The organism is Inquilinus sp. NPDC058860 (assembly GCF_042743185.1).
Taxonomy (GTDB): domain Bacteria; phylum Pseudomonadota; class Alphaproteobacteria; order DSM-16000; family Inquilinaceae; genus Inquilinus.
Map to the genome: position 1 here is coordinate 66,370 of NZ_JBHYMS010000016.1, position 15,934 is coordinate 82,303.

Consider the following 15,934-nt stretch of genomic DNA (forward strand, 5'->3'; position numbering starts at 1 on the left):
CCTTCTAAATGGCAAAACCCGCGCGCACACCCTTTGCCGGCCGCATCCTGATGGTCGGTTTCGGCTCGATCGGCCAGGGCGTGCTGCCGCTGCTGCTGCGGCACCTGACCCTGACCTCCGACCGCGTCACCATCGTGACGGCGGAGACGAGAGGCCAGAAGGAGGCGGAACTCTACGGCGTCCGCTTCATCCTGGAACCGGTCACCCGCAGCAATTATCGGACACTGCTCGAACCGCTGCTCGGCCCGGGCGACGCCCTGGTCAACCTTTCGGTCGACGTCTCCTCGGTGGCCCTGATCGAGCTGGCGCGGGAGCGCGGCGCGCTCTACATCGACACCTGCGTCGAGCCCTGGCTCGGCGGCTACACCGATCCCAGCCTCGGCCCGGCCGACCGGTCGAACTATGCACTGCGCGAGGCAGCGCTGGCGCTGGGCCGCAGCCCGGGCACGCCGACCGCGGTGCTGACCCATGGCGCCAATCCCGGCCTGGTCTCCCATTTCGTCAAGCGGGCGCTGCTCGACATCGCCGCCGCGACCGGGTTCGAGCCGCCGGTGCCGGCCGACCGCGCCGGCTGGGCCGGCCTGGCCCGGACGCTGGGCGTGAAGGTCATCCATGTCGCCGAGCGCGACACCCAGGTGGCGCGCTTCCCGAAGAAGCCCGGCGAGTTCGTCAACACCTGGTCGATCGACGGCTTCGTCGGCGAGGGCTGCCAGCCGGCCGAGCTGGGCTGGGGCAGCCATGAGCGCCACTTTCCGGCCGACGGCAACCGCCACGTCGCGGGATCGCAGGCGGCGATCTGGCTGGCCCGCCCCGGCGCCGCCACCCGGGTGCGGACCTGGACCCCGCTGGCCGGGCCGATCCACGGCTTCCTGATCACCCACAACGAGGCGATCTCGCTGGCCGACTACCTGACCGTCGGCTCGGGCGCCCAGCCGGAGTACCGGCCGACCGTGCACTACGCCTACCACCCGTCCGACGACGCGGTGCTGTCGGTGCACGAATTCGCCGGCCGCAACTACGAGCTGCAGCCGAACAAGCGGCTGATGATGGACGAGATCACCGAGGGCATGGACGAGCTGGGCGTGCTGCTGGCCGGCCATGCCAAGGGCGCCTATTGGTACGGCTCGCGCCTGACCATCGGTGAGGCGCGCGAGCTGGCGCCGCACAACAACGCCACCAGCCTGCAGGTGACCTCGGCCGTGCTGGCCGGCTTGGTCTGGGCGATCGAGAATCCGGACCGCGGGCTGGTCGAGCCCGAGGAGATGGACCACGAGCGGGTGCTCGAGGTGGCCCGCCCCTATCTCGGCGAGCTGGCCGGAGCCTTCACCGACTGGAACCCGCTGGAGGGGCGCGGCAAGCTGTTCCCCGAGGACATCGACCCCGAGGACCCCTGGCAGTTCAAGAACATCCGGGTGGTGTGACCGCCTTCCGCCCGGTCGCCGGCCTGTCCCGCGAGCAGCGGGCGCGGGTCGGCGCCCTGGTGGCCGGGCATCCGGTCTTCGCGCTGTACTGGGACGCGGCGCTCGATGCCGCGGCCGCGGGCGACCGCAGCCGGTCGGTGCTGCTGGAGCCGGACGGCGCGATCCTTGGCATCGATTTCGACGGGCTGTCGATCTACACCCCGATCGGCAGCGTCAGCGACGCCGCCCTTCTGTCGCTGATAGCCGATCCGCGGCCGCTGGAGCTGCATCTGACGCCGGGCGAGGCGGATCGGCTGCGCCCGGCCTGCGGCGACCGGCTGGCGCTGGAGGACGGGCTGCGCTTCTATGCCCGCCTCCTCGCCGATCTCCCGCAGCCGGATCCCGCCTGCCGGCGGATGGGACCGGGCGGGCTGGAGCCGCTGCACCGCTTCTACGCCGAGCACTATCCGGCAACGGTGTTCTCCGCCTGGATGCTGGATCTGCCCTTCGTCGCCATCGTCGAGGACGGCCGCCCGGTCGCCGCCGGCGGCGCCATCGTCCGCGCCGGCCACCGGGCGATGATCGGCAACTTCCTGGTCGATCCCGCCCGCCGCGGCGAGGGGCTGGCCGGACGGGTGCTGGCCGGCCTGCTGACCGCGCTGCAGGCCGAAGGTGTGGCGACAGCGCTGCTGGCCACCAACGACCTCAACCCGGCCGCCTGCCGGGTCTATGAACGCGCCGGCTTCGCCCTGATCGAGCGCCGGGTGCAACTGGACCTGCGCGCGGCCCGATACAGCGCGCCGTGCTAGCGTTGACCGGTGCCGAGATGGAAAGCGCTATGGAACCGCTGGACCGCATTACCCAACAGCCCGAGGTGATGAGGGGAAAGGCCTGCATCCGCGGGATGCGGGTCACCGTCGGCATGATCGTCGGCCAGATAGTTGCTGGACACAGCATCGACGAGATCCTCGCCGACTATCCCTATCTGGACCGCGAGGACGTCATGCAGGCGTTGCTCTATGCCGCTCGACTGGCCTGAGCGCCGGGTGCAGCTGGACCTGCGCGCAGCCTGACGCGCCGCCGGGTCAGGCCAGGGATGCACCGCCTTGTCTGGCATTTCGCCGGAGCTTGGGTTAAGCACGCTCGCCATGCCCGATGTTGCAGCGCAAGACGACGAGCCGCTTGCCCTCTACCGCCGCCGGATCGCCGACGGCGCCTTGCGGCCCGACCCCGCCCAGGCCGCGGCGGTCGAGAAGCTGCAGCGGCTGCACCGGCAGCTGCGCAGCTACACCCCGCCCGAGCCCGAGAACAACGGGAACGGCCTGCTGTCCCGCCTCGGCTTCGGCCGGAAGAAGGCGCCGGTGGTCGACCCGCCGCGTGGCCTGTACTTCTGGGGCGGCGTCGGGCGCGGCAAGTCCATGCTGATGGACCTGTTCTTCGAGACGACGCCGGTCCCGAAGAAGCGACGGGTGCATTTCAACGCCTTCATGCTCGAGGTGCATCAGCGCATCCATGAATGGCGCCGGTCCGGCGCCTCGGCCGAAGGTGATAGCGCCGATCCGATCCCTCCTTTGGCTCGCCGCATCGCCGGCGAGGCCTGGCTCTTGTGCTTCGACGAGTTCCATGTCGTCGACATCGCCGATGCCATGATCCTGGGCCGGCTGTTCCAGGCGCTGTTCGGGCTCGGCGTGATCGTGGTCGCGACCTCGAACTGGGCGCCGGACGAGCTGTACAAGGACGGGCTGCAGCGCGACCGCTTCCTGCCCTTCATCGCCATGATCAAGAAGAAGCTGGAGGTGGTGCAGCTGGACGGCGGCCGGGACTATCGCCTGGACCGGCTGCGCGGCCGGCCGGTCTACCATTCACCGCTCGGCGCGATGGCGCACCGGGCCCTGGCCGATCTCTTCGCCGACCTGACCGACGACGCCGAGGGTGCCCCCGTCACCCTGTCCGTCCCCGGCAACCGCACGCTCGAGGTGCCGCGCGCCGCCAGGGGCGTGGCCTGGTGCGACTTCGACGCGCTGTGCGCCCGGCCGCTCGGCGCCGCCGACTACCTGACCCTGGCCGACGCCTTCCACACCGTGATCATCGAGGGCGTGCCGCGCTTCGCCGAGGCGAAGCGCCATGAGATGAAGCGCTTCATCGTGCTGATCGACAGCCTGTACGAGGCCCGCCGCCGGGTGGTGATCGCGGCCGAGGTGCCGGTCACCCAACTCTATGCCGGCGACAGCCAGGCGCTGGAATTCGCCCGCACCGAGAGCCGGCTGATGGAGATGCAGTCGGCCGAGTATGTCGAGGCGCGCAAGGCCGCGTAGCTACAGCACGAAGTCGCCGGCCACGAGGCTGATCGCGCCGGTGAGCGTGATGGCGAAATCAGAGGTCCGGTCGCCGTCGAGGTCGCCGGCGATGGTGGTGACGCCGCCGCTCACGGCATAGCGGAGCTGGCCCGCGACGCCGGTGTAGGTGGCGGTGCCGATGAAGCCGAAGGCCTGGTTGCCGGCGGCCGCCGTGTTCGCGTCGATCGCCGACAAGTCGACGCGGTCGCCCTGGGCATGGCTGAAATCGGCGATCCGGTCGGCGCCGGCGCCCGTCAGGCTCTGGGCCGCGGAGCCGTAGACGAAGCGGTCCGCCCCGGCGCCGCCGGTCATCGCATCGGCCCCCCCTGCCCCGACCAGCGCGTCGTTGCCGTCTCCGCCGTGCAGCGCGTTGGCGTTGGTGTTGCCGATCAGGCTGTCGTTGAACCGGCTGCCCGCGAGATTCTCGATATCGCTCAGGGTATCGCCCTGGGCGTCGCCGCCGCTGCCGGTGCCGGAGGCGAGATTGACCGCGACACCGGCCGATGCGGTGTAGTAGCTCGCCGTGTCGATGCCGGTACCGCCGATCAGCGTGTCGGCGCCGGCCTCACCCCGGAGGATGTCGTTGCCGGCGCCGCCGTCCAGCCGGTCGGCCCCGCCGCCGCCCTGGAGCGTGTCGTTGCCGGCCAGGCCGCTCAGCGTGTTGGCGCCGGCGTTGCCGACCAGCTGATTGGCCAGGGCGTTACCGGTGCCGTTGAGATTGGCGCTGCCGAGCAGCGTCAGATTCTCCACGGCCCCTCGCACGGCTGTCGTGTTGGCCAGGCTGAAGCTAATCGTCGAGCGCACCGTGTCGATGCCGTTCGAGCCGGTGAAGCTCTCGTCGACCACGTCGCCGGCGTTGTCGACCACATAGGTGTCGTTGCCGACATAGCCGATCATGGTGTCGGCCCCGGCCCCGCCGTCGAGCACGTTGTTTCCGGTGAAGCCGACCAGCTGGTTGGCGAGCGCGTTGCCGGTGCCGTTGATGTTCCCCGGACCGAGCTGCAGGTTTTCGATCGCTCCGCGCAGATAGGCGGAAGCGATCAGGCTGAAGCTGAAATACGCGATGACCGTGTCGATCCCCCCCGACCCGGCGACGCTCTCGTCGACCGTGTCCCGGGCGGTGTCGACGGTATAGCGGTCGTTGCCGGCCCCGCCCTGCATGAAGTCGATGCCCGCGCCGCCGTCGATGTCGTTGTCGCCGGCCGCGCACAGGATCCGGTCGTTGCCGTCGCCGCCGGACACCCCTCCGTCGAGCCGTCCGGCATGGCCGTCATAGAGATCGTCGCCGGAGCCGAGGATGACGCTGCCCTCCATCCTCCCGGTGTTGACGATCACGTCGATGCCGTCGCCGGTGTCTCCCTGATAGGCGTAGTCGCCGGAGATCACGCCGCTGTTCCTGATCTTGATCGTCTCTATGGAGCCGTCATGGCGCCGGACGCCTGCAAGGCCGGCACTCTCGATCAGCCCCGTATTCTCGATCGTCCACCCGCCGAGGGTCGGGTCGGGGTTGAAAGGGGAACCGCCGATCTCCACAGCAATCAGCTCGCCCCAGATCGTGCCGTGGTTGTCGAGCACGCCGCGGTCGCCCATCGCCACGCCGTAATACCCCCCGACATAGGCGCCCACGGCGACGTCGACCACGCCTTGGGCCAGCTGGATGCCGGAGACATCACCGAAGACGGTGCCCTGGACGATCGCCCTGTGGCTGCCTGTCCCATGAATGGCCGTGCTGTCGGTCGATCCGACCACCGCGCCGGCTGCGACGAAGACGCTTTCGTCGACTGCGAGATTGCCCGGGATTCCGGAGCTGACCGTGTTCCCTGCAAAAATCCGAGTTGCCATTCCACCCTCCGAGCCTATGCGCGCGGTGCCCTATGCGCGAAGCCGGCGCATGCCATCACATCGCGCGGGACGGCGCGTCATCCGAACGGACGAGGCGGGAGGAACCAATTCGGCTCAGGATGCGCAATTCGGCTCGATTCGGCGCCCGGCCATGACCGGCATCCTGTCGCCAGCAGGGGACGCCGGCTGACGTCCCGGCTAGCTCTTCAGCACCACCAGGCGCTCGAAGGCGGCCAGGGTCTCGGCGCTGACATGGTGCTCGATGCCCTCGGCATCGATCTCCGCCGCCTCGTCGCTGACCCCGATCGATTTCAGGAACTCGACCACGATGCGGTGGCGCCGGCGGCAGGAATCGGCCATCTCGCGCCCGGCGTCGGTCAGGAAGATCGAACGGTATGGCCGGGCGCTGACCAGCCCTTCGCGCTGCAGCCGGGCGATGGTCTTGTTCACCGTGGCATGGGCCACCCCGAATCGCTCGGCCAGCTCGACGATCCGCGCCTCGCCCTGGCTGTCGATCAGCTCGGCGATCATCTCGACATAATCTTCCGCCGTCTCGGTCTGCCGGGCCTGGCGCACCCGGCTGAACCCCGCGGCCTGGAGCCCGGTGTCGGTCGGGCGATCCTGTTCCGTCATCTCGTCTTCCTTCGGAGCCGAACGCCTTCCGGCTCCATTGATACGTCGGGACCGCGGTGCTGCGTCCCTGAGGCCGGCGCGGTTGCGGCGCATCATACCGGCTGATCGGAAAATGACAAGGTGATGACGCTTGCCAAGAATTTAGCCGTGGCTACATTATACAGGAGAAGGGGAAATCGATCGAGCAACGACCCGGCCGCCGCGCGGCAGCGGAGAGAGACGAGCGCGCATGATGAGAAGCGACATCGCCGCCCAGGAGATCGCCCAGCAGGGCAGCGCCGCCGGCTCAGGCTGGCGCACGGAACCGTCGGCCCCGAGCCTGCCCGAGGTGCATCGCAGCATCGTCGTGCCGAAGGGCGTGGGCTGGCTGCGCAAGCTGTTTGCCTTCGTCGGCCCCGGCTACCTCGTCGCCGTCGGCTACATGGACCCGGGCAACTGGGCGACCGACCTGGCCGGCGGCTCGGCCTTCGGCTACACGCTGCTGTCGGTGATCCTGCTGTCGAACGTGATGGCGATCCTGCTGCAGGCCTTGTCCGCCAAGCTGGGCATCGTCACCGGGCGCGACCTGGCCCAGGCTTGCCGCGACCACTATTCCCGGCCGGTCGCCCTGGCCCTGTGGCTGCTCTGCGAGGTCGCAATCGTGGCCTGCGATCTGGCCGAGGTGATCGGCACCGCGATCGCGCTGCAGCTGCTGTTCGGCATCCCGCTGTTGTGGGGCGTGGTGCTGACCGCGCTCGACGTCATGGTGGTGCTGTACCTGCAGAATCGCGGCTTCCGGCATCTGGAGGCCTTCATCGTCGGCCTGATGCTGATCATCGCCGGCTGTTTCCTGGTCGAGCTGATCCTGGCCCAGCCGGCGATCGCCGAGATCGCCCGCGGCTTCCTGCCCTCGCCCGAGATCGTCACCAACCCGGCGATGCTGTACATCGCCATCGGCATCATCGGGGCGACGGTGATGCCGCATAACCTCTATCTGCATTCCTCGATCGTGCAGACCCGGGCCTATGACCGGACCGAGACAGGCCGGCGCGAGGCGATCCGCTACGCCACCATCGATTCGACCGTGGCGCTGATGTTCGCCCTGTTCATCAACGCCGCGATCCTGATCCTGGCCGCCGCCGCCTTCCACACCACCGGCCGGACCGAGGTGGCCGAGATCCAGGACGCGTACCAGCTGCTGGCGCCGGTGCTGGGCGTCGGCATCGCCAGCACGCTGTTCGCCGTGGCGCTGCTGGCTTCCGGCCAGAACTCGACCCTGACGGCGACCCTGGCCGGCCAGATCGTGATGGAGGGGTTCCTCTCGATCCGGCTGAAGCCCTGGCTGCGGCGGCTGATCACCCGCGGCATCGCCATCGTGCCGACGGTGATCGTCACCGCGCTCTACGGCGAGAGCGGCACCGCCCATCTGCTGGTGCTGAGCCAGGTGGTGCTGAGCCTGCAGCTGCCCTTCGCCGTGGTGCCGCTGGTCGCCTTCACCAGCGACCGGACCAAGATGGGCGGCTTCGCCAACCCGGCCTGGCTGAAATGGACCGCCTGGGCGGTTTCGGCGGTGATCATCGTGCTGAACGTCAAGCTGCTGTTCGACTGGGTCACCGGGGCGGCGTGAGCAGCCGCGCCAGGGCCTGGTCGAGCCCGTCCGGCAGTGCCAGGCCGAACACCTCGGCCAGCACGGATGTCACCTCGGCCGCGTCCGCGAGGGTCCGGCGCTCGGTGCCGCCGTCCAGCCGGTGCACGGCGTAATCGACGTTGCGCAGGGCGTGGCGGCTGCCGGGCTGCGGCCGGGCGACGATCAGCCCGGTGACGAAATGGGATTCGGGATGGGTGGCGAGGTACCAGTTCGCCGCCTCGTAATCGACCGGCCACTGCTCCTGCAGGTCGAAGCGGTACAGCGACCGCCATTCGCCCCCGGCCTTCGCCTGCAGCTTGAGATCGCCGCCGGCCGGCAGCAGCCGGAAGGGCTCGTGCGGGGTCGGCTGCTCAATGCCGGGCTCGAGGCGCAGCACGCCGGTCAGGGTCTGGCCGCCGAAGCCGACATCGACGATCCGCGGCCCGTCGTCGAGATCGACCCGCAGCAGCATGTGGCTGCGCGGGCCGACATGATCCTCCGGCTGGCCCCACAGCACCCGGGCGGTATGGGCCGCCACGCGGAAGCCGATGGCCAGCAGCGCCCGGCGCAGCAGCAGGTTCTGCTCGAAGCAGTAGCCGCCGCGGCCGCCCCGCACCAGCTTGCGCTGCAGCGACGCAGAGTCGAGCAACGGCGCCCGGCCCAGGACGGGGTCGAGATTCTCGAACGGGATGGTGCAGGCGTGGTCGAACACCAGTGCCTGCAGCGTCGCCAGATCCGGCGCCACCGGCCCGTCATGGCCGATGCGGCGCAGATAGGCGTCGAGATCGAAGCTGTCGGTCATGGCGGCCCTCCCCCTGCCGCAGCCTGCGGAGGGGAGAGCCTAACCCCAAGCGATCAGATGACGAAGTCGATGCCCGGGGGGACGGGGATCGAGTGGTCCATGGTCAGGGCGGGCAGCGGCTCCGAACACGAGCCGACGATGCGGGCGGGGTTGCCCACCGCGGTCCGGTGCGGCGGCACGGCGGTCAGCACCACGCTGCCGGCGCCGATCTTGGCGCCCTCGCCGATCTCGATGTTGCCGAGGATCTTGGCGCCGGCGCCGATCAGCACGCCGTCGCGCACCTTGGGATGGCGGTCGCCGCTTTCCTTGCCGGTGCCGCCGAGGGTGACGCCGTGCAGGATCGAGACGTCGTTGCCGACCACCGCGGTCTCACCGATGACGACGCCGGTGCCGTGGTCGATCAGCAGCCCCCAGCCGATCCGGGCGGCCGGGTGGATGTCGACCGCGAGGCTCTCGGACACCCGGCTCTGCAGGAAGCTGGCGAGGGCATGGCGCCCCTGGCCGAGCAGCCAGTGGCCGACCCGGTACCATTGCAGCGCGTGGAAGCCCTTGAAGAACAGGAACGGCGTCAGGTGGTTGCGCGCCGCCGGGTCGCGATCCTTGATGGCGTCGAGGTCCAGCACGGCATGGCCAGCGATCGCCGGGTCGGCGCGCATCGCCTCGGTCGCCAGCGCCAGCAGCCGGTCATGGCAGGCGGTGTCGCATTCCAGCTTGGTGGCCAGCAGGCGGGCGAGAGCATCGCTGAAATCGGCGGCGCCGAGCACGATGCGTTCGACGACCGGGGCCAGGATCGGCTCCTGCCGCGCCAGGACGGCGGCGGAGTCGCGCATCAGCGCGAAGACCTCGGCATTCCTGTCGAACGCGATCGTGGCTTCGGCCTTCCGCGCCAGGGCGGTGTCGGGCATGGCCTCTTCCCCTTTGCCGGGCCGGGCGGCGGGGAGCAGCGCCCGGCAACATGACCTCCGAGAGGAGATAGGCCTTCCCCAAGCACTTGTCATCAGCGCAGATAAATTCTTCCTCATATACATCATAATTTAGCTATTGTTATTATTTCATCAGTAAAAATCAGTACTACAAACTCCCACGCGGCCCGAGGAGAGCCTTGCGGGATCGTCCCGGATCGGGCATGCGCTGGGCGACACAGGATCTGCCCCGGAGAGCTTCCGATGCCCATCGCCGTCTTCGCCTCGGCCACCGACGATCCCGCCCAGTGGCTGCCGGCGCTGCGCGCGGCGATGCCGGCGCTGGAGGTCCGGGTCTGGCCCGAGATCGGCGATCCCGCCGAGGTGGACTACGCCATCGTCTGGAAGCCGCCGGCCGGGATGCTGGCGGGGCTGCCCAACCTTAGGGTGATCTATTCGCTCGGCGCCGGCATCGACGCCATGCTGCGCGACCCGACCCTGCCGGCCGACGTGCCGCTGGTGCGCATGGTCGATCTCAGCCTGACCGAGGGCATGGTCGAGTATGTGGCGGAGCAAGTGCTGGCGATCCATCGCCAGGCCCGGACCTACCGCGCCCAGCAGGTGGCGGGGGTGTGGCAGCAGCACGACCAGAGGCTGGCGCGCGACGTCACGGTCGGCATCCTCGGCCTCGGCACGCTGGGCGGCGCCGTGGCGCGGGCGCTGACGGCGCTGAACTTCCGGGTCGCGGGCTGGAGCCGCACGCCCAAGGCGGTCGAGGGCGTCGAAGGCTTTGCCGGCGCGGCACAGCTCGACGCCTTTCTGGCGCAATCCGAGATTCTGGTCTGCCTGCTGCCGCTGACGGCGGAGACCGAGAACATCCTCGACCGCCGGCTGTTCGCCGCCCTGCCGCGCGGCGCCTGGGTGCTCAATGCCGGGCGCGGCCATCACCTGGTCGATGCCGATCTGGTCGCGGCGCTCGACTCCGGCCATCTCGCCGGCGCGGTGCTGGACGTGTTCCGGACCGAGCCGCTGCCGCCGGACCATCCGTTCTGGACGCATCCGAAGGTGGTGCTGACCCCGCACGTCGCGGCCAACAACAACGCGACCTACGCGACGCTGCGCCTGGCCGAGCAGATCGCCCGCTTCGAGCGCGGCGAGCCGATGGAGGACGTGGTCGACCGGGCGCGAGGGTATTGAGGGACGCGGATATCGCCGAGGCAGTATCAACATGGTATATACTGCGTTGATACCCAGGAGACTTCGATGCCGAAAGAAGCGATGTTCACACTCAAGCTGGAGCCGGAACTGCGCGAGCAGTTCATGGCCGAGGCTGCGGCTGCGGATCGGCCGGCATCCCAGATCATCCGTGAATTCATGCGCGACTTCATCCAGCAGCAGCGCGCGGCCCGAGAGCATGACGCCTGGTTCCGCGCCGAGGTCGAGCGGGGCATGCGCGAGGCCGATGATCCCGGTGTGAAGCGCATCCCGCAGGAGGAAGTCTCCGCTAGATGGCGCCGGCAACGGGCCGAACTGGTGAAACGCGCCGGTGAGCGGACCGAGTGAAGATCGAATGGCTGCCCCTGGCGGAGGAAGACCGGACAGCCAGTTGGCCTATGTCGCCGAGAGGAATCCTTGGGCTGCGATCGACATGGGCGACGCCATTGAAGCAGCCCAGCAGCATCTGGCCGAACATCCGCACATCGGCCGGCCAGGCCGACTCAGGGGCACGCGCGAACTGGTGATCGTCGACACACCCTATGTGATCGCCTACCGCATCGAAGCCAGAGTTGTGGTCATCCTGCGACTTCTGCACGGTGCCCAGAGATGGCCACGCCAAATCTGAACGCTCGGGACGGATTAGATCGACCCGAACCGCCGCACCGCGATGATGCCCCTGCCCTCGTCCGCCGCCACCCGGGCTGCGACCTCGCGCACCGGGTCGAGCGAGACGCAGGCCGCCCGGACATTGGCGTGGATCAGGATCTCGCCATCGACCATCAGACCGACATGGCCGGGGAAATATACCAGGTCGCCGCGTCGCAGCCCGACGCCTTCATCCGTCCCGACCAGCGTCGCGGCGGTCTGCGCCTGGCGGTAGGTGTCGCGTTCGATGGCACGGCCGGCCGCGGCACAGGCCAGTTGGACCAGGCCGGAGCAGTCGATGCCGAGGCTGGAGCGGCCGCCCCAGAGATAGGGCACGCCGAGGAAGCGCTGCGCCGTCGCCACGACGTCCGGTTCGACCGCGTCGAGCGGCCCCAGCGCCACCTCCGGCACCCAGCCGCCGGGTTCGCCGGCCTCGCGGATCCGGGCGTAACCCTTCTCCGACTCCACCACCTCGACCGGGCTGCGGAAGCTGAGGGCGCGGACCGGCGGGCGCTTGAAGTCCGGCGCCGGATAGAGGAAGGCGCGGAAGGCCCGGACCCGGTGAGTCGGCGCGGCGATCCGGTCGGACAGGCCCGCCGCCTCGACATAGCCGAAATAGCCGTCGGTGGTCAGCTGGCCCCAGGCCCAGCCGTCCTTCACCTCGTAGACCGTGATGGTCTCGCCATGCAGCATCTCGGTCGCCTGGCCGCGCGACGCGTCGGGGGCCGAGCGCATCGGCACGATGCCGCGGACCGCCTGGTGCAGCGTGCCGGCGGCGTAGCGTTCCGCCGCATGGATCCCGCGCAGGCTTTCGGCCGCGAGGTCCGGCCGCCAGGGCACCAGGTTGCGGTCAATTCCGCTCATGCGACGGCGCTGATCATGCTGGCTGCCTGGCGCACCAGATCGGCGAAGCCGTCGAGATAGGCCTGCCCGGCCTCGGTCCGCTCGATCAGCACGTTGCGCCGGTCGGCCGGATCGACGGTGCGGCGGGTCAGGCCGAGCTCGCCCAGCCGGTCGAGCGCGCGGGTCACCGCCGGCTTGGAGATGTGCAGGGTCGAGGACAGGCCGCGCACGGTGTGCGGCGCCGGGGTCAGGTAGATGGTGAGCAGGAGCGCGATCTGCCGCGACGACAGGTCCGGCGCCTCGCGCCGGACCGCAGCGGTCAGGGCGTGGCGCCACAGCTCCAGCGCCTGGCGCGAGGTCAGGGCGACGGTCATGCCGTCCTCTCCCCCGGCTCCGGCGAGACGGTCGATCGAATCAGCGCCGGCCTCCAAACCGCTCCTCCAGCAGGGCGTAGACGGCCCGCATCGTCATCGCCTCGCCGCCCTTCGGCCGGCCCGGACGGTCGGCGCCGTTCCAGGCATAGAGGTCGATATGCACCCAGGGCACGCCCGGCGCCACGAAGCGCTCGAGGAACAGGGCCGCGATGATGGCCCCGCCGAAGCGCGTGTCGGGCGCGTTGTTGATGTCGGCGATGCCGGATTTCAGCAGCCGGTTGTAGGGCTGCCACAGCGGCAGGCGCCACAGCGGGTCCTCGACCCGGCGCGACGCCGCGGCCAGGGCGTCGGCGGTGGCGTCGTCGTTCGAGAACATCGCCGGCACGTCGGTGCCGAGCGCGACCCGGGCGGCGCCGGTCAGGGTGGCGAAGTCGACGATGATCTCGGGCTTCTCCGACGACGCCTCCTCCAGCGCGTCGCACAGCACCAGCCGCCCCTCGGCGTCGGTGTTGCCGATCTCGACCGTCAGCCCCTTGCGGCTGCGATAGACATCCATCGGCCGGAAGGCGTCGCCGGACACCGCGTTCTCGACCGCCGGCACCAGCACGCGCAGCCGCACCGGCAGCTGCGCCATCATCACCATGCGGGCGACGCCGAGGGCATGGGCGGCGCCGCCCATGTCCTTCTTCATCAGCAGCATGTTGCCGGAATCCTTGAGGTCGAGGCCGCCCGAATCGAAGACGACGCCCTTGCCGACCAGCGTGACCTTCGGCGCCGACGGGTCGCCCCATTCGATGTCGATCAGCCGCGGCGCCCGGCTGGAGGCGCGGCCGACGGCGTGGATCAGCGGGTAGTTGCGGGTCAGCAGCTCGTCGCCGGTGATGACGCCGAAACGGGCGCCGAACTCCTTCGCCAGCGCCTCGGCCGCCGCGGCCAGCTCGGCCGGGCCGAGGTCGTTGGCCGGGGTGTTGACCAGGTCGCGCACCAGCGTGGTGGCGCTGGCCGCACGCTCGACCGCGGCGCGGTCGGCCGCCTTCGGCCAGACCAGCTTCGCCGAGACCCGCTCCGGCCCCTTGTAGCGGCCATAGTGGTAGCCGCCGAGCGCCCAGCCGAAGGCGGCCGCCGTGGCGGTCGCCGGCTCGGCCGAATCATCTAGCGCGTAAGCTCCGACCGGCAACGATGTCGGCAGGCCGGCGAAGGCCCAGGCATCGGCCGCGGACTCGATACCGACCAGGATCGCATCGACCCGCCCGCCCTCGCCCGGCAGCGCCAGGATGCGGCCCGATTCCGCGGCGAAGCCGTTGGCCTCGGCCCAGGCCCGCCGCGCCGGCGTCGCGGCGGCGCGCCAGCCGTCGAGCGCGGCCTTGCTGAGCGGGATCAGAGAGACGGTCTCTCCCTCGGCGGCATCGACCAGATTCGGCAGCACGGCGCAGGCCTTCTTGCGTTCGGGAACTCGGGGCGGCACACCATGCTCCAGCCCGTTTGCCTTGCCAACCCCTCAGCCGGAGCGGACCGCCATGCGCCTCATCATCGGCAACAAGCGCTACTCCTCCTGGTCGCTACGGCCGTGGCTGGCCCTGGCGCATCACGACATCCCGTTCGAGGAGATCCTGATCCCGCTCTACCGCGACGGGTCGAAGGAGGCGATCCTGCGCCATTCGCCGAGCGGTAAGGTGCCGACCCTGATCGACGGCGAAACGACGGTCTGGGACAGCCTGGCGATCCTCGAATATCTGGCCGAGCGCTTCCCGGATCTCGCCCTGTGGCCGCGCGACCCGGCGCGCCGAGCACTCGCGCGGTCGATCTCGGCGGAGATGCACAGCGGCTTCATCGGTCTGCGCAACGAGCTGCCGATGGACCTGGATCCGCCCGACCCCGGCGGGGCCCACAGCGATGCGACCGAAGCCGATATCGCCCGCGTCACCGCGATCTGGCGGCAGTGCCGCGAGGCGGCCGGCACCGAGGGCGCGTTCCTGTTCGGCGCCTTCGGCGCGGCCGACTGCATGTATGCCCCGGTGGCGGTGCGATTCGACCGCTACGGCGTGCCGCTCGACCCGGTCTGCCGGGCCTATGCCGACGAGATCCTGGGCCTGCCGGCGATGCGGCGCTGGGTCGAGGCGGGGATGGCCGAGCCCTGGGTGCTCACCTTTTAGAGCGGGATGATACGACCGCGCATTCGGGCACGGTCAGACATGACGCCGAGCGTCTATGTGGTGCCTCTCCCGCCTGGCGGGAGAGGTCGGGCTCGCGCAGCGAGACCGGGTGAGGGTTGGTCCCGGCCTCGACAAACTCCCCTCACCCGGAGCCGCTTGCGTCTCCGACCTCTCCCGTAAACGGGAGAGGCAAAAAAACAGCTCCTTCGTTCGATAGGCTGATCGATCCGGCCCAAGATCACCCCGCTCCAACCCCCGGCTAACCGCGGCCGATGTCGCCGATCTCGTACGGCGTGGTCTGGTACAGCTGGTTGATCCAGTTGCCGAACAGCAGATGCGCGTGGCTGCGCCACCGGTTCTGCGGCTTGCGGCCGGGGTCGTTCCCCGGGAAATAGTCGTGCGGCAGGGCGATCGCCTTGCCGGCAGCGACGTCGCGGAAATACTCGTCGCCGAGCGTGTCGGTGTCGTACTCGACATGGTTGAACATGTGCAGCGACCGGCGGCTGGCATCTTCCAGCAGGCACAACCCGGCATCGTCCGACTCCATCAGCACCTTCATGCCGCTGGCCGCCGGGATGTCCTCGCGCCGGTTCTCGGTCCAGCGCGACACCGGGATGGTGAAATCGTCCGAGAAGCCGCGCAGATAGGGCGAGGCCGCCTCGACGATGCGGTGGCGGTACACGCCGAACTTCTTTGCGGGCAGCGCGTGCTTGGGCACGCCGTGGAAATGATGCACGGCGGCCTGGGCGCCCCAGCAGATGTTGAAGCAGCCATGGACGTTGGTCTGCGTCCAGTCGAAGACCCGGCGCAGCTCGTCCCAGTAGGTCACCTGCTCGAACGCCATCGTCTCGACCGGCGCGCCGGTGACGATGAAGCCGTCGAACTTCTCCGTCCGGACATCCTCCCAGTCGCGGTAGAAGGACAGGATGTGGTCGCTGGGCGTGTTGCGCGGCACGTGGTTGGTCATCTTGACCAGCGTCAGCTCGACCTGCAACGGCGAGGCGCCGAGCAGCCGGGCGAACTGGGTCTCGGTCTTGACCTTGTTCGGCATCAGGTTCAGCAGGCCGATCCGCATCGGCCGGATATCCTGCCGCACCGCCTGCGCCTCGAGCATCACCATGACCCCTTCCGCTTCGAGGACGGAGCGGGCGGGCAGGTCGTTCGGAATCTTGATCGGCAT

At 69.6% G+C, this 15,934-nt stretch carries 17 protein-coding genes; 9 read left to right on the top strand and 8 right to left on the bottom strand.

Features of this window, described 5'->3' with window-relative positions; all coding sequences use genetic code 11:
- Positions 1-8: 8 nt before the first annotated feature.
- The 4 genes from ACFW16_RS13565 to zapE all read left to right on the top strand — a co-directional run bounded on the left by ACFW16_RS13565 (position 9) and on the right by zapE (position 3,715).
- Positions 9-1,421, top strand: coding sequence for a homospermidine synthase (locus tag ACFW16_RS13565; protein WP_380305703.1), 1,413 nt, complete (start codon positions 9-11; stop codon positions 1,419-1,421).
- A complete protein-coding gene (locus ACFW16_RS13570) occupies positions 1,418-2,209 on the top strand; it encodes a GNAT family N-acetyltransferase (RefSeq protein ID WP_380305705.1) in 792 nt (263 codons plus the stop codon). The genes ACFW16_RS13565 and ACFW16_RS13570 overlap by 4 nt, the downstream gene beginning before the upstream one ends.
- 29 nt (positions 2,210-2,238) lie before the next feature.
- The gene (locus tag ACFW16_RS13575; RefSeq protein WP_380305707.1) at positions 2,239-2,439 is read left to right on the top strand and encodes a DUF433 domain-containing protein; all 201 of its coding nucleotides are present in this window, start codon (positions 2,239-2,241) and stop codon (positions 2,437-2,439) included.
- Positions 2,440-2,548: 109 nt separating this feature from the next.
- On the top strand, positions 2,549-3,715 hold the full coding sequence (zapE, locus tag ACFW16_RS13580; protein WP_380305709.1) for a cell division protein ZapE: 1,167 nt from the start codon (positions 2,549-2,551) through the stop codon (positions 3,713-3,715).
- Here zapE and ACFW16_RS13585 read toward each other — a convergent pair whose 3' ends face one another.
- Both ACFW16_RS13585 and mntR read right to left on the bottom strand, forming a co-directional pair.
- Positions 3,716-5,578, bottom strand: coding sequence for a calcium-binding protein (locus tag ACFW16_RS13585; protein ID WP_380305711.1), 1,863 nt, complete (start codon positions 5,576-5,578; stop codon positions 3,716-3,718). It abuts the gene before it with no gap.
- Between the two features lie 198 nt (positions 5,579-5,776).
- Positions 5,777-6,211 carry a manganese-binding transcriptional regulator MntR gene (gene mntR / locus ACFW16_RS13590; protein WP_225770744.1) on the bottom strand — a complete coding sequence of 145 codons (435 nt, stop codon included), beginning with the start codon at positions 6,209-6,211 and terminating at the stop codon, positions 5,777-5,779.
- Positions 6,212-6,440: 229 nt separating this feature from the next.
- Between mntR and ACFW16_RS13595 the strand changes: the two genes are divergently transcribed.
- A complete protein-coding gene (locus ACFW16_RS13595; protein ID WP_380305714.1) occupies positions 6,441-7,817 on the top strand; it encodes an Nramp family divalent metal transporter in 1,377 nt (458 codons plus the stop codon).
- On the opposite strand, the gene ACFW16_RS13600 is transcribed toward ACFW16_RS13595, so the two are convergent.
- Positions 7,801-8,619: an arylamine N-acetyltransferase gene (locus ACFW16_RS13600; protein WP_380305716.1), complete on the bottom strand. Its 819-nt coding sequence runs from the start codon at positions 8,617-8,619 to the stop codon at positions 7,801-7,803. The two genes, ACFW16_RS13595 and ACFW16_RS13600, sit on opposite strands and share 17 nt — an antisense overlap.
- Before the next feature lie 53 nt (positions 8,620-8,672).
- Positions 8,673-9,524 (bottom strand): serine O-acetyltransferase, encoded by an 852-nt coding sequence (cysE, locus tag ACFW16_RS13605; RefSeq protein ID WP_380305718.1) that lies wholly within the window; start codon positions 9,522-9,524, stop codon positions 8,673-8,675.
- A 261-nt stretch (positions 9,525-9,785) separates the two neighbouring features.
- Here cysE and ACFW16_RS13610 point away from each other — a divergent pair, with 261 nt between their 5' ends.
- The 3 genes from ACFW16_RS13610 (at position 9,786) to ACFW16_RS13620 (ending at position 11,364) form a co-directional block, all read left to right on the top strand.
- A complete protein-coding gene (locus tag ACFW16_RS13610; protein ID WP_380305720.1) occupies positions 9,786-10,718 on the top strand; it encodes a 2-hydroxyacid dehydrogenase in 933 nt (310 codons plus the stop codon).
- A 66-nt stretch (positions 10,719-10,784) separates the two neighbouring features.
- On the top strand, positions 10,785-11,084 hold the full coding sequence (locus tag ACFW16_RS13615; protein ID WP_380305722.1) for an antitoxin of toxin-antitoxin stability system: 300 nt from the start codon (positions 10,785-10,787) through the stop codon (positions 11,082-11,084).
- A 43-nt stretch (positions 11,085-11,127) separates the two neighbouring features.
- Positions 11,128-11,364: a type II toxin-antitoxin system RelE/ParE family toxin gene (locus ACFW16_RS13620; RefSeq protein WP_380305724.1), complete on the top strand. Its 237-nt coding sequence runs from the start codon at positions 11,128-11,130 to the stop codon at positions 11,362-11,364.
- Between the two features lie 14 nt (positions 11,365-11,378).
- On the opposite strand, the gene ACFW16_RS13625 is transcribed toward ACFW16_RS13620, so the two are convergent.
- From ACFW16_RS13625 to ACFW16_RS13635, 3 genes are read right to left on the bottom strand one after another with little or no spacing between them, the layout of a single operon-like run.
- Complete coding sequence (locus ACFW16_RS13625; RefSeq protein WP_380305726.1) at positions 11,379-12,248, bottom strand: NlpC/P60 family protein; 870 nt, start codon at positions 12,246-12,248, stop codon at positions 11,379-11,381.
- Positions 12,245-12,601 (bottom strand): MarR family winged helix-turn-helix transcriptional regulator, encoded by a 357-nt coding sequence (locus tag ACFW16_RS13630; protein ID WP_380305728.1) that lies wholly within the window; start codon positions 12,599-12,601, stop codon positions 12,245-12,247. Before ACFW16_RS13630 ends, ACFW16_RS13625 begins: the two co-directional genes overlap by 4 nt.
- Before the next feature lie 40 nt (positions 12,602-12,641).
- Entirely contained in the window at positions 12,642-14,027 is a 1,386-nt protein-coding gene (locus ACFW16_RS13635; RefSeq protein ID WP_380305730.1) for a leucyl aminopeptidase family protein, read from the bottom strand.
- Between the two features lie 91 nt (positions 14,028-14,118).
- Here ACFW16_RS13635 and ACFW16_RS13640 point away from each other — a divergent pair, with 91 nt between their 5' ends.
- Positions 14,119-14,754, top strand: coding sequence for a glutathione S-transferase family protein (locus ACFW16_RS13640; protein ID WP_380305732.1), 636 nt, complete (start codon positions 14,119-14,121; stop codon positions 14,752-14,754).
- 259 nt (positions 14,755-15,013) lie between these two features.
- Here the strand turns inward: ACFW16_RS13640 and metA are convergent, their stop codons facing one another.
- The gene (gene metA, locus ACFW16_RS13645; RefSeq protein WP_380305734.1) at positions 15,014-15,934 is read right to left on the bottom strand and encodes a homoserine O-succinyltransferase; all 921 of its coding nucleotides are present in this window, start codon (positions 15,932-15,934) and stop codon (positions 15,014-15,016) included.